Source organism: Streptomyces sp. NPDC032126, assembly GCF_055580085.1.
On record NZ_JBVIMA010000002.1, the window covers coordinates 35208 to 48094 of the forward strand.

A 12887-nucleotide genomic window follows, 5' to 3' on the forward strand; every position below is an offset into this window, starting at 1 on the left:
TTCTTATATCGATTTACGTATTGATTCAATCAATAATGCATAGTGAAGTCATGACTGCAATCAAGTTCGCTTGGTCGGAACTGGGCGGCGACCCCGCCCTGCCGTCCCGCGTGTCGACCGTGCCCCGGGAGGGCGCGTTGCCGGCCCGGCTGCCCGTACGGGAGCTGGCGCGGGCCTGTGTCGGCGTGTGCGCGCTGGCCGCCGCCGAGCTCGGGGCGCTGCGGGCCGGGCTGTCCCGGGTGCCCGGGGTGCGGGTGGACGACGGTGCGGTGGCCACGGCGTTCGCGAGTGAGCGGCTGCTGCTGGTCGACGGGCGGGCGCCGGAGCTCTTCGCGCCCCTGTCGCGGTTCTGGCGGACCGCCGACGGCTGGGTGCGCACCCACGCCAACTATCCGCACCACCGGGCCCGGTTGCTGCGGACCCTGGGTGTCGCCGACGATCCGGGCGCCGTCGAGGCGGCACTGAGGGAGCGGTCCGCCGTGGAGGTGGAGGAGGCGGTGTACGGCGCCGGGGGGCTCGCCGTCGCGCTGCGCACGCCCGAGCAGTGGGCCGCCCACGGGCAGGCGACGGCGCTCGCCGGACGGCCGCTGGTCGAACGCGCGCGGGTGGACACGGCACGCGCGCGGGTGCTGCCGCCCCTGACCGGCACTCCCCTGCTGCCGGCCGCCGGAGTGCGCGTCCTGGATCTGACGCGGGTCCTCGCGGGCCCCGTCGCCACGCGCACGCTGGCGCTGCTCGGCGCGGACGTCCTGCGCGTGGACCCGCCGCGGTTGCCGGAGCTGCCCGACCAGCACGCGGACACCGGTTTCGGGAAGCGGTCGACGCGGCTCGACCTGGTGGCCGACCGGTCCGCGTTCGAGGAGCTCCTCGCGTCGACGGACGTGGTCGTCGTCGGCTACCGGCCCGGCGCGCTGGACCGGTTCGGCCTCTCCCCCGAGGCGCTGGCGGAGCGCAGGCCCGGGCTGGTCGTGGCGCAGGTCTCGGCGTGGGGGGCGGAAGGGCCCTGGGCGGGGCGGCGCGGCTTCGACAGCCTGGTGCAGGTCGCCACGGGCATCGCGGCGACCGAGGGCTCGCCCGACCGCCCCGGCGCCCTCCCGGCGCAGGCCCTCGACCACGGCACGGGCTATCTCCTGGCGGCCGCCGTGCTCCGGGCGCTGACCGAGCGGACGCGGGAAGGGCACGGGCGGGTCGTACGGCTGTCCCTGGCGCGTACGGCGGCGTGGCTGACGGACGCCACCTGGACGCGGGAGACCGGGGGCCGCCCGTACGACGGTCCGGGCGCGTGGCTCACCGAGACCGACAGCGCCCTCGGCCGGCTGCGGCACGCCCGGCCACCGGTCGCCTTCGACGACGGCCCGGCCGACTGGGCCCGCCCACCGGGCCGGTGGGGCGAGGACGAGGCCCGCTGGACCTGAGCCACACGACCGCGCCCCGGCGCCGGCGTCCTAGGCGGTGACGAGGACCTTCAGGGCCGTGCGTTCGTCCATGGCCTTGTAGCCCGCCGGGACTCCCTCGATGTCGACCGTCATGTCGAAGACCGGCGACGGGTCGATCGTGCCGTCGAGGACGTCGGGCAGGAGGTCGGGGATGTAGGCGCGGACCGGGGCGACGCCGCCGCGCAGGGCGATGTTGCGGTCGAACATGACGCCGAGGTCGAGGCCGGTGCCGCTGCCGTGCGGGACGCCGACGAAGCCGATGGCGCCGCCGTCGCGGGTGATGTCCACGGCGGTACGCATGGACTGTTCGGTGCCGACCGCCTCGACGACGGCGTGCGTGCCCTGGCCGCGGGTCAGCTCACGGACGGCCGCGACGGCCGCCTCCCCGCGCTCGGCGACCACGTCGGTGGCGCCGAAGCGGCGGGCGATGTCGGTGCGGACCTGGTGCCGGCCGAGCGCGATGATCCGCTCGGCGCCGAGCCGCTTGGCGGCGAGCACCGCGCAGAGGCCGACCGCGCCGTCGCCGACGACGGCGACCGTCGCGCCGGGGCGGGCGCCCGCGCCGAGGGCGGCGTGGTGACCGGTGCCCATGACGTCGGACAGGGTGAGCAGCGCGGACAGCAGACGCTCGTCGGAGGCGGCGTCCTTGGGCAGCTGGACGAGGGTGCCGTCGGCGAAGGGCACCCGCACGGCCTCGCCCTGGCCGCCGTCGTGGCCGACGGAGCCCCAGAAGCCGCCGTGCTCGCAGGAGGTCGTCAGGCCCTCGCGGCAGTAGTCGCAGACACCGTCGGACCACATGAAGGGCGCGACGACCAGGTCACCGCGCCGGACGCCGGTCACCTCGGAGCCGGTCTCCTCCACGACGCCGAGGAACTCGTGACCGATCCGCTGCCCCGGCTGACGGGCGGCCTCGCCGCGGTAGGCCCACAGGTCGCTGCCGCAGATGCAGGCGCGCAGCACCCGCACCACGGCGTCGGTGGGCAGCTGCACCACGGGCTCGGGAACGTCCTCCACACGCATGTCGTACGGAGCGTGGATGGTGGTGGCGCGCATGGTGGGTCCTTCTCTGTCACGCTGTTGGGTGCGCTCAGGGGGTGGTCGAGCGCACTTCAACGTAACGCGCGGCCGTGGCCCGCCGCGCGCCGAGGGTGCCGTGGGCCAGGAGGAACTGTCCTGCGACGTAGGTGAGCATGATCCAGAAGTCGGGGCGGGGCGGCTGCGGCCAGTCGGCGACGCCGGTGGCGATGAGGGTGTCGGAGAGCAGGAACAGCGCGCCGCCCGCACCGGCGACGCGTCCCAGCCGGGCTCCGGAGCTGAAGGCCATGGCGGTCAGGAGCGCGCTGTAGCCGGCGACCGGGACGCGGAGGTCGGCGGGCAGGTCCGGCCAGAGCAGGACCAGGGTGAGGACGAGGGCGATCAGGTAGCAGGACAGGAGGAGGCCGGCCCGCGCGCGCAGGGGGCCGCTGCGCGCGAACAGTACGAGGTAGCAGACGTGCCCCGCCGCGAAGGACGCCATGCCGGCGAGGAAGGCGGGGTCGGCGTCGGACAGCAGCAGGACGTCGCCGCCCCAGCCGCACAGCAGGGCGGCGATCAGCGTCCGGGGGGCGCCCCGCAGGCCGGCCCAGACGGCCAGCAGGGGCATCAGCAGGGGTTTCGCCAGCAGGTGGCCCGGCTCGAAGCCGGCCGCCAGGGACACCAGGTCCACGGCGGCGGCGCATCCGAGGGCGGCCAGGACGGGGCGCGGTCTCATGCCGCCACGGACTCCTCGGCCGGCTCGGTCGCGGGCGGCGCCGGCTGCCAGCCCGGTCCGCGGAACACACGTCCCGCGCGCTCGCGCCAGCTGCGTGCCGCCCTCAGGTCCCTACCGATGGCCCGGTACTCATGGGTGGCCACCTTGATCGGATTGAATGTGTTGATGTTCTTGGTCAACCCGTAGACGGGCCGGTCAACCTCGGGCACGAAGGACCCGAACAGCCGGTCCCAGACGATGAGGATGCCGCCGAAGTTCCGGTCGAGGTAGCCGCCCTGGGAGGCGTGGTGGACCCGGTGGTGGGAGGGCGTGTTGAACACGAACTCGAACCAGCGCGGCATCTTGTCGATTCGCTCGGTGTGGATCCAGAACTGGTAGACGAGGTTCGCCGACGAGCAGAAGGCCAGCGCGGCCGGGTGGACACCGGCGGCGACGAGCGGGACGTAGAACGGCCAGACGGTCAGGGACGTCCAGGGCTGGCGCAGGGCGGTCGTCAGGTTGAACTTCTCGCTGGAGTGGTGGACGACGTGACAGGCCCACAGGATGCGGATGACGTGGTGGCCGCGGTGGGACCAGTAGTAGAAGAAGTCCTGGGCGAGCAGCATCAGCGGAACCGTCCACCACAGGACGGGCACGCGCAGCGGCGTCAGTTCGTAGATCGCCGTGTAGATCGCGACGATCGGGATCTTCCAGAAGAAGTCGAAGACCAGACTGCCGAGCCCCATGGTGACGCTGGTGGCGGCGTCCTTGGCCTCGTATCCGGCCGCCTCCTCGTCGGGATGGATCCGGACGCTGATCACCTCGACCACGGTGAGCAGCACGAATGCGGGTATCGACCACAGCACGACATCGGGCAGGTTCGGCATGTGGGCACCGTAGAACCGCCCGTCGCCTGCGACTAGACGTTGTTACCGACAAGTATTACCGACGGTACGCGCTTGCTTGTTGGTGATCTCCGCCAACGGCCGGCCGACGGTCAGCAGCGGCCCGTCGGGGCGAGCGCGCGGATCTCGGTGTACGGGATACGGGTCAGGGCCCGCTCCGCCCCGGCCGCCCGGAGGGTCACGGCGTCCGCGTCGCCCAGCACCAGTTCGCCGCAGCGGGTGCCGGAGTCCGTGGTCACCGCGACGTACGAGCCGGGCTTCGCGGGTTCGTCCGGCACCGGGACCAGCCACGACACCCCGATCGCGGCGACGATCGCGCACAGCCCCGCGACGGCCAGGCGGCGGGCGCGGACCAGCGCGTTCTGCGTGCTGTCCACCTCGTCGAGGACGGCGGCGAGGAGCCGGTCGCCGGTCAGCCAGGTGCGCTCGCCGAGCTGGCCGTGCGCGGCCCGTACGGCACCCAGCGCGCCGGTGAGCAGCAGGGCGAAGGCGAGCACGAGCAGCAGGGCCGTCGTCCACCGCCAGGCGTCGGGCAGACCGGCGACGGACTCGCGGCCCTTGAGGACGAAGACCACACCGACGAGTCCGGTGAGCCCGGTCAGCCCGTTGCGCCACCCCTCGGCCTGACGGCGTACGGTGCCCAGCTGGTCGAGTTGCAGCTGCTGTCCGACCTGGGCGTAGCGCTTCTTGAGCAGGTCGGTCATGGCGCGGAGCCCCGCTCGGGCGGCACGGGGACGTCCCAGAAGGCGCCGCAGCCGGTGTCGGGGGACTCCGGGGGGCGTTCGGGATGGGGGTAGCCGCACTGGCAGTACACGGTGATGGCGCCGGTCAGCGGCTCGGGCCGGTCGCCGGGCCGCTCCCGGCGTTTGGGCGGGCCGAGGACGCCGTACGCGACGCGGAAGACGACGGCCGACCTACAGGTGGGGCACAGGCCGGTCGCCTTGTACCAGCGGCCGTCGTCGGAGCGTACGACGGCGAAGGGTTCGTCCGCGCGGGGCGCGGTCTCGTGCTCGCGGAACTCGCTCTGGACGTGATCGGGCATGGCTCCTCAGGTGGCTGTGCCGGGCCGGTAGGGCTCGGCGGGCGGCGTCGGGGCGGGTTCGGCGGGCAGGGCGGGGGGCAGGGTGAGGCCGAACAGCGGGGCGTACAGGGCGAGTCGGTCGTACACCCACCGGGTCGGCTGCTCCAGCTCGCGGGCGCAGACGGTGATGCGGTCGGCGCTCACCTCGCCGGTCAGCGCGGGGGCCCGGCCCGTGTACCGCTCGGTGAGGAGGATCAGGTCCTGCCAGACCGGAACGGTCTCGGAGTCCGGCCGCTCGGTCGGGATCCTCAGCCCGAACGGGCGGTAGAGCGCGAGGCGGTCCCAGGCGCGGGACAGGGTCCAGCCGAAGCGGGCGGCGACCCGCAGCAGTTCGAGCGGACCGACGGGCCCGTCACCGACGAGGTCGGAGCGGAACAGGGCACTGTCGTGTTCGGTGGGGCGGTGCTCGCGCCAGGCGTCGGGGCCGTCGGCGGGCTCCCGCCAGGCGGCGCCCAGGGGGGCGTAGCGGGCCAGGACGGCCAGGCTCTCGCCGAGAGTCCCCTCGGTGGAGCGGGCGTGGGCCACGAGGACGGCGGGGTCGGGGCGCGGACGCCAGCGCGCGATGCCGTCGGCGGTCTCGCAGCAGGCCAGCAGATCGGCCCGGGTGGGACGCAGATCCTGTGGCATCGCCCGCACCGCCGACTCCAAGGGGGCCGTGTCGAGGCCCACGAGGGGGCCGAGACGGATCAGGCATTCCGCCGCGGAGGTGAGCGGTGTGCGCGTCATCGCCGCGGCGAGGAAGGCGAAGAAGACGTCGAGGCCCTCCGTCACGGCGGCGGACCGTACGGCTCCCTCGATCCGGTAGACGCTCGACGTGCCGAGTCGGTCCAGGGCGTCGCGCACGGTCACCCGGTTCTTGTCCTTGCACAGGAGGAGTTCCCAGTCAGCGAGCGGCAGCGCGCGCCAGGAGTCGAGGAGCCCGGGGGCGCGAGCGTCCAGCAGTCCCCGGGCGGCGAGTTCGGCGACGCGCTCCGCCGCCACCGCCGGGTCCGCCTGGACCCGGTTCACCGTCTGCGCGGTCTCCACCAACGGGGCCGGGCAGGCCCTCCGGTCGTACACCCACGCGCCGTCGAAGAACTCGCCCAGACACGCCCCGAGAAGGTCGCTGTCGAGTCGGGTGAAGACGTGTTCGGCATCCTCTCCCATGTCGGGCACGCGCAGGGCCCGTCCCGCGAGCACATCGGCGTACTTGTCGCTCACCTGTGCCACGGACAGGCCGAGCATCCCCGACGCGCGCGCCATCTGCCGCGGGGACAGCTCGGTGTCGACGACGTGCTCGTGGATGCCGAAGCTCTCGGTGAACTCGTCGCGTTGCTCCCCGGTCCAGGACGCGGGCAGGCGCTGGATCTGCCGCGCCTGGTGGGGGGCGGGGTCGGTGGCGGCGACCGGTCCCTCCGGCGGCCAGCCGAGCCACGCGTAACGCCGCAGGACGTCGTCGTACACCTCCTGCGGAGGCGCCGTCCCCTCCCGCCCTCGGCCCTCGTCGTGGAACCGGGGGTGCCAGCGCAGTACGTCGAGGTCGCCCTGTTCGGCGATCGTGTCGTCCGGAGCGCTCGCGGCGCCGTCCGGCACCTCCAGCGGGAGGCCGGCAGCGGCGAAGCGCCGGGCCCTGGCCAGCGCCTCCCTGATCGGGAGCGCCATCCGCGTGCTGAAGCCCTCCAGCACCGCGAGCACGTCCCACGAGCTCCTGCCGAAGCCGTATGTGTCACGGAACAGTTCGAGGGTGGAGACGATCTCCCGGTCGGTGGCGTCGAGCAGCAGACGGTGAGCGGCGTCGGCGTCCGTGACAGCGGGGACGCTCAGGCCCGCGATGGCATAGCGGCGCAGCCATCCGAGGAACCGCCCCAGACCGGCCCCCTCGGACCGTGCCAGGGCGGCCCGTGTCAGCGCTTTGGACAGCCGGACCTCGTTCGGGTCGAGGGCGGCCTCCCATGCCTGGGGCTCCGGATAGCCGTCCACCCGGTCCGGCAGGGCCAGTTCGTCCCGCAGGCTGTCCTTGAGTTCGATGCCCAGAGTGCGCAGCACTCCCGCCCGCCAGGACACGAGACCGCAGTCGTCCGGCATGTATCCCGGGTTGGACAGGCTGTACCTGGAAAGGCGCGTCATCAGCGCGTCGTTCGGGAAGCACCCCACCCGGCGGAAGTCGAGCACCGTGGCACGGTCCCAGCCCGTTCTGCTGGTCATCCGTGCCCCCGCCGCCAGCAGCCGCCCGGTGACCTCGACCGCCGCCTCGGGGTGTACGTCGGCGAGCGCCCAGAGCCACTCCAGCGTGAGCCAGGGCGGCGCCTCGAACGTGCCCGCGGCGTCGAGGATCAGTTCGTCCGCCCAGTGTCTGTCGTACGAGAGGATCCTGGTCCGGTCGGTGCTGATGTCGGGTGCGCGCGCGCCGCGCAGGTCCAGGACGACACCGAAGGGATGACCGCCCCACTGGTGCCAGTCCGTCCGTGGTCCGTGGCGTCGCCTGATCCGGTCGGGCGACCCCAGCCAGGCCCGCGCGCTGGCGTCCTTCGTGGCGTCCATCGTCCCCGGGTCCACCAGGATCCCGTCCGCCAGCAGGCACCCGTTCCCCTCCACCCACCAGGCGTCGGGCCCCACGGCGACCGGCCCCTGTGCGTCCCCGAAGTAGTACAGCGCGCCGCTCTCCCAGGTGCGGCGCACCTTCCCGTCGCGCTCCACCCGCATGGCGAACTCGGATCGCCAGATCCGCTTGGCGAGTTCCGCCGCCACGTCGATGTCGTCCTTCTGGAGGTAGAGCCGCACCAGGGTGCCGCCCGGATGCCGGGCCTCCTCGCTGTCCCTGATGCGGAACAGGCTGCCGGTGGAGGCCACATCGACGCGCAGCCCGCCCGCCGGGTCCGCGCGGCCGTACTCGTCGGTGGCCCGGGTCCATACGCTGATCTCGTCGGCCAGCATGAAGTAGCTGAACACGCCCACGCCGAAACGGCTGTTGGGGTGGATGCGCAGGGTGGGGTCGGCGCGCCGCCAGCGGGCCTGTTCGCTGCGGTACTCCCGGGACTGCTCGAACCGGCGGCCGGCCCGCGAGAAGGTGCCGCGCAGGGTTCCGCGGTTCATGCCGACGCCGTTGTCCTCGCACTCGACGTAGGGCCGGCCGTCGGCGTCCGTGCCCTGCCGGAAGACGATCTCGCCCCGCCAGGTGTACGGGACGTTCCCGGCGACCTGGCCGTAGCGCAGCCGCGCCTGGCGGTAGCGGCAGGCGTCGAGAGCGTTCTGGTACAGCTCGCGCAGGGCGAGGGCCGGGTCGCCGTACAGCTGGGTGCCCATGAGGAGTTCGCGCATCTCGTCCTCGGCGAGGCCGAAGCGCATCAGCGGCAGTCCGTACGCGTCGCCCTTGGTGGAGCTGTCGTAGCGCGGGCGCAGCTTGCGGCAGGTGATCCGCTCGGGGAGGTGGGCGAGGAGCGCGGCGGGCTCGGACGGGGCGAGGTGCCGGCGGATGTTCTGCACGGCCTCGTCGGCCCAGCCGGTGAGGGTCTCCAGGGCCGCGTGCACGGCGGGGTGGGGGCAGGGCAGGTCCAGGTCGAGGGTCCGGTTCAGGCGGTCGCGCGCCCAGCGCAGTTCCCGTACGGTCGCCACGGCCTCGCCGGGCCGCAGCCCGTCGGTGATGCCGATGTTGTCGACGAGGACGCCGGGCAGCTGGCGGAGGTCGCCGCCGAGGAGTCCGGCGACGCCGAGCAGCCAGGACAGTTCGCGCGGGCGCCAGCGCTCCGCCCTGCCGTCGGCGCGGACGATCCCGTCGAGGCGCCAGTGGGTGTCGGCGGTCGTCCGCTCGCCCTGGTACGGCTCGGCCGGGGCGATGGCGACGTGGCGGCACACGCGCACGAGTTCGTCGGTGAGTTCCTCGCGTCGGTCGGTCGTGGCGGCGGGGCCGAGCAGCGCCTTCGCGATCGGGTCGAGCAGTTGCCGGGCGTAGGTGTCCCACAGCTGCTCCTTGGCGCTCACATGTCGGTGCAGCAGCCAGGCCGCGACGGCGCGGGCGTCCTCGGCGCGGTGCCGGCCCGCCAGTTCGCGCCCCTTGCGCCACAGCAGGGCGTGCGCGGCGAACGTGTGCTCCAGGTCGGCGCGTTCGGGTTCGCGGCCCAGCGGGCCGGTGTCCTTGTCGAGCCGGAACGGTTCGACGGCGAGCGTCTCCTTGACGCCCATCGCGTAGACGGCCTCACGGACGAAGGGGGCGGCCGCGAGCACGGCGAACTCCCCGGGGTCCAGCAGCGGTCCGCCCTGGGTCTGCGACGGCGCGAGCAGGGGGCGCAGACCCTGGGTGAGGACGCGCACGGGGTAGTCGTCGTCCGACCAGGGGTCGGGGACGTCGGCGAGGGCGGTGGCCCGCCACCGGGCGCACTCGCCGACCAACCGCAGCAGGGCGTCCTGGAGTTCGGCGCCGTCGGGGGCGTCGCCACGGGAAGCGCCGGCGGGCGAGGCGTCGCCGTGCGCGACGTCGCCGTAGGACGCGTCACCCTGGTGGGCGTCGCCGCGGTCCACGGCCGCCCACAGTTCCGGGTCGCGGACCGCGACCGCCCACTCCTCGTGCAGCGTCCGGCCCGCGCACAGTTCGACCGCGCGGACGGCGTCCGGGCCGCTCGGCGCGTAGTGCGGGGTGGGGGTCTGGGGCCGACCCGCGGCACGGGCGAACTCGGCGGTCCTGCGGACCGTGTGGGTGATGACGTCGGCGACCGTGCGGGGCGCGGTGTCCGCGCGCAGGGCGTCGGCGAGCGCGCGCGTGAAGTGGCTGCCCCGGTCGTCGTCGGAGCCGCAGGTCTGGCCGGGGCCGCAGCCGAACAGCACGGCGACGCGGTCCCGTCCGGCGGGGAAAATGGTCGCCGCCCCGCCGTGGGAGGCGCCGTCGGAGGCGGCGCTGTCGCGGCAGGCGTCGACCGTGAACAGGACGGTGCCCGCGCGGCAGCCGCGGAGCAGTTCGGCGAGGTCGAGACCGACGAGGCTGTCGAGCGCGACCTCCGGCGGCGAGGTGGCCCAGGTCAGCTGGGCGTCGGCGGGCACCAGATAGTCGGCGCCGTCGACGGAGAGCCCGTGGCCGGTGAAGTGGATGAGCACGGTGCCCTCTTCGGGTGCCGTGGCGCACACCCGGCTGACGGCGCTGCGGATCCTGGACCGCAGGGCCGGTTCGTCCGGTGTGGCGCCGAGGCGTTCGACGCTGTATCCGGACGACTGCAGGGCCTCGGTCATCAGCTCGACGTCACGACCGACGGTGTGCGTCAAGTCGGTGAAGCGGTCGGAGAGTTCGTACTGCGGGGCCGCGATGATCAGCGCCTGCCTGCTCGCCATGTCCGGTGGCCTCCCCCGTTGCTCCACGCGACGCAGGCCAGAATGGCACAGGCCACCGACAGTGGTCCGGAAACGGGGGAAAACGTGCCAGGGGCGGTCCGGGGCCCGCCTGGTGCGGGCGGGAGTGTCGGTCCCGGCCCGTATCCTCAGTGACCATGCTCGAAGACCGTACGACCGCAGCGCCCTCCCCGATGGAGTGGCCGGCCGCGTATCCGCAGGGGTACGCGGTCGTCGACGTGGAGACCACCGGCCTGGCCCGCGACGACCGGATCATCTCCGCGGCCGTGTACCGGCTGGACGCGCGCGGTGAGGTCGAGGACCACTGGTACACGCTGGTCAATCCGGAACGGGACCCGGGGCCGGTGTGGATCCACGGGCTGACGAGCGAGGCACTGGAGGGCGCGCCGCTGTTCGGGGAGGTCGCCGGGGAGTTCTCGGAGCGGCTCGCGGGCCGGGTGCTGGTCGCGCACAACGCGGTCTTCGACTGGCAGATGATCGCCCGGGAGTACGCGCGCGCGGAGCGCGAGGCACCGGTGCGGCAGCGGCTGTGCACGATCGCGCTCTCCAAGGAGCTGGGGCTGCCGCTGCCCAACCACAAGCTGGAGTCGCTTGCCGCGCACTTCGGTGTGGTCCAGCGGCGGGCGCACCACGCGCTGGACGACGCGCGCGTGCTGGCGGAGGCGTTCCGGCCGAGTCTGCGGGCCGCCGCGGCGGGCGGGGTGCGGCTGCCGCTGCACGAGTGCCGGCCGCTGACGGAGTGGCAGGACCGGCCGGTGCCGGCGCCGCGCGGCGGATCCGGGGGGTACGGCGGGTATCGGGCGACCAGTTGGCGCCCCTCCCGCAAAAGACCTGCATGCCCCTATCCCAATCCGGGTCGGTACGAAGAGGGCAAAAGGCTCAAGCAGGGCATGCGGGTCGCCTTCTCGGGTGACACCTCGGTGGAACGCGAACTGCTGGAGGACCGGGCGACCGAGGCGGGGCTGCATGTGGCGACGAGCCTGTCGCGGCTGACCAGCCTGCTCGTCACCAACGACCCCGACTCGGGCACGTCGAAGGTGGTCAAGGCGCGGCAGTTCGGCACGCCGGTCATGGACGAGGCCGCCTTCGGACAACTCCTGCGCGATGTCGAACCGGCGGACGAATGAGCCGTACCGGCGTGGGCCGTCCGGTCCGCGCGGATCCGCGAGCGAGCCGTCCCTCCGGGTGATTGACGCGCGACTCGCCCGCCGCCGCCTCGCCCGCCCCGCCGGGACGGCCCACCCTGTGGCGCATGGCGAGATGCGAAGTTTGCGGCAATGACTACGGCATGACCTTCGAGGTGCACGCGCAGGGCGCGGTGCACGTCTTCGACTGCTTCTCCTGTGCGATCCACCGCATGGCCCCCATCTGCGAGCACTGCCGGGTGCAGGTCATCGGGCAGGGCGTCGAGGTCGAGGGTCACTGGTACTGCGGGGCCCACTGCGCCCGCGCCGAGGGGAAGGCGGGCATCGTCGACCGCGTCTGACCGGCACCCGCCCGCTCACACCCCACGACCGGGTTGTACGGTCGTGGGGTGTACCGCTTCCTGTTGTCCCGGCAGTGGGTGATCCTCACGCTGGTCGCCCTCCTCCTGATCCCCACCATGATCAGGCTGGGCTTCTGGCAGATGCACCGCTACGACGAGCGCACCGCGCGCAACCAGCTCGTCGCCGACGCGCTCGGCGCCGACCCGGTGCCGGTGGAGCGGCTGACCTCGCCGGGACACACCGTCACCAGGGACGAGCGGTACCGCGGTGTCACCGCCCGGGGCCACTTCGACACCGCGCACGAGGTCGTCGTCCGGCGGCGCGTCAACGCCGAGGAGACGGTCGGCTTCCACGTCCTCACCCCGTTCGTCCTCACGGACGGCAAGGTGGTCCTGGTCAACCGCGGCTGGATCCCCGCCGACGGTCCCAGCCAGTCGGAGTTCCCGAAGATCCCCGCGCCGCCGCGCGGCGAGGTCACCGTCACCGGGCGGCTGATGCCCGACGAGACGACCGCGGCGAGCGGCATCAAGGACGTCAAGGGCCTGCCCGACCGGCAGATCATGCTGATCAGCAGCGAGCAGCAGGCGCGGCGCCTCGGTGCCCAGGTGCTCGGCGGCTATCTCGTGCTGACGGCACCGGAGCCCGCCGGCGGCAGCCCGCAGCTGATCGGCAAGCCCGGCAACGAGGACGCCGCGCTGAACTACGCCTACGCCATCCAGTGGTGGCTGTTCTCCGCGGGCGTCCCCGCCGGCTGGGTGATCATGGCCCGCCGCGAGGCCCGCGAACGCGCGGAGAAGGCACGCCAGGAGACGCCTGCCGAGGACACCGAACCGACCCCGGTGTCCTGACCCCGGCCCCGGCACTCCCCGACCGGCGTCCCGGCCGGCAGCGCGTACTTCACTCCCCCGGCCGCACGCCTGGATTGCCCCCACCCCA

10 protein-coding genes are annotated in these 12887 nt (G+C 73.5%); 4 read left to right on the forward strand and 6 right to left on the reverse strand.

Annotated elements, in window-relative coordinates:
- Positions 1 to 50: 50 nt before the first annotated feature.
- On the forward strand, positions 51 to 1415 hold the full coding sequence (locus ACZ5NW_RS08675) for a CoA transferase (RefSeq protein WP_468743057.1): 1365 nt from the start codon (positions 51 to 53) through the stop codon (positions 1413 to 1415).
- Between the two features lie 30 nt (positions 1416 to 1445).
- On the opposite strand, the gene ACZ5NW_RS08680 is transcribed toward ACZ5NW_RS08675, so the two are convergent.
- The 6 genes from ACZ5NW_RS08680 to ACZ5NW_RS08705 all read right to left on the reverse strand — a co-directional run bounded on the left by ACZ5NW_RS08680 (position 1446) and on the right by ACZ5NW_RS08705 (position 10446).
- Positions 1446 to 2489, reverse strand: coding sequence for a zinc-dependent alcohol dehydrogenase family protein (locus ACZ5NW_RS08680; RefSeq protein ID WP_468743058.1), 1044 nt, complete (start codon positions 2487 to 2489; stop codon positions 1446 to 1448).
- 34 nt (positions 2490 to 2523) lie between these two features.
- The gene (locus ACZ5NW_RS08685; protein WP_468743059.1) at positions 2524 to 3186 is read right to left on the reverse strand and encodes a lysoplasmalogenase; all 663 of its coding nucleotides are present in this window, start codon (positions 3184 to 3186) and stop codon (positions 2524 to 2526) included.
- Positions 3183 to 4052 carry a sterol desaturase family protein gene (locus tag ACZ5NW_RS08690; protein ID WP_468743060.1) on the reverse strand — a complete coding sequence of 290 codons (870 nt, stop codon included), beginning with the start codon at positions 4050 to 4052 and terminating at the stop codon, positions 3183 to 3185. Before ACZ5NW_RS08690 ends, ACZ5NW_RS08685 begins: the two co-directional genes overlap by 4 nt.
- A gap of 110 nt (positions 4053 to 4162) precedes the next feature.
- A complete protein-coding gene (locus tag ACZ5NW_RS08695; RefSeq protein WP_468743061.1) occupies positions 4163 to 4774 on the reverse strand; it encodes a hypothetical protein in 612 nt (203 codons plus the stop codon).
- A complete protein-coding gene (locus tag ACZ5NW_RS08700; protein ID WP_468743062.1) occupies positions 4771 to 5112 on the reverse strand; it encodes a hypothetical protein in 342 nt (113 codons plus the stop codon). Before ACZ5NW_RS08700 ends, ACZ5NW_RS08695 begins: the two co-directional genes overlap by 4 nt.
- A 6-nt stretch (positions 5113 to 5118) precedes the next feature.
- Positions 5119 to 10446 (reverse strand): HD domain-containing protein, encoded by a 5328-nt coding sequence (locus ACZ5NW_RS08705; RefSeq protein WP_468743063.1) that lies wholly within the window; start codon positions 10444 to 10446, stop codon positions 5119 to 5121.
- Positions 10447 to 10601: 155 nt separating this feature from the next.
- Between ACZ5NW_RS08705 and ACZ5NW_RS08710 the strand changes: the two genes are divergently transcribed.
- The 3 genes from ACZ5NW_RS08710 (at position 10602) to ACZ5NW_RS08720 (ending at position 12799) form a co-directional block, all read left to right on the forward strand.
- The gene (locus ACZ5NW_RS08710) at positions 10602 to 11591 is read left to right on the forward strand and encodes a DEDDh family exonuclease (RefSeq protein WP_468743064.1); all 990 of its coding nucleotides are present in this window, start codon (positions 10602 to 10604) and stop codon (positions 11589 to 11591) included.
- A gap of 125 nt (positions 11592 to 11716) precedes the next feature.
- Positions 11717 to 11950 (forward strand): hypothetical protein, encoded by a 234-nt coding sequence (locus tag ACZ5NW_RS08715; RefSeq protein WP_151470430.1) that lies wholly within the window; start codon positions 11717 to 11719, stop codon positions 11948 to 11950.
- Between the two features lie 48 nt (positions 11951 to 11998).
- The gene (locus tag ACZ5NW_RS08720) at positions 11999 to 12799 is read left to right on the forward strand and encodes an SURF1 family cytochrome oxidase biogenesis protein (RefSeq protein ID WP_468743065.1); all 801 of its coding nucleotides are present in this window, start codon (positions 11999 to 12001) and stop codon (positions 12797 to 12799) included.
- Positions 12800 to 12887: the final 88 nt, after the last annotated feature.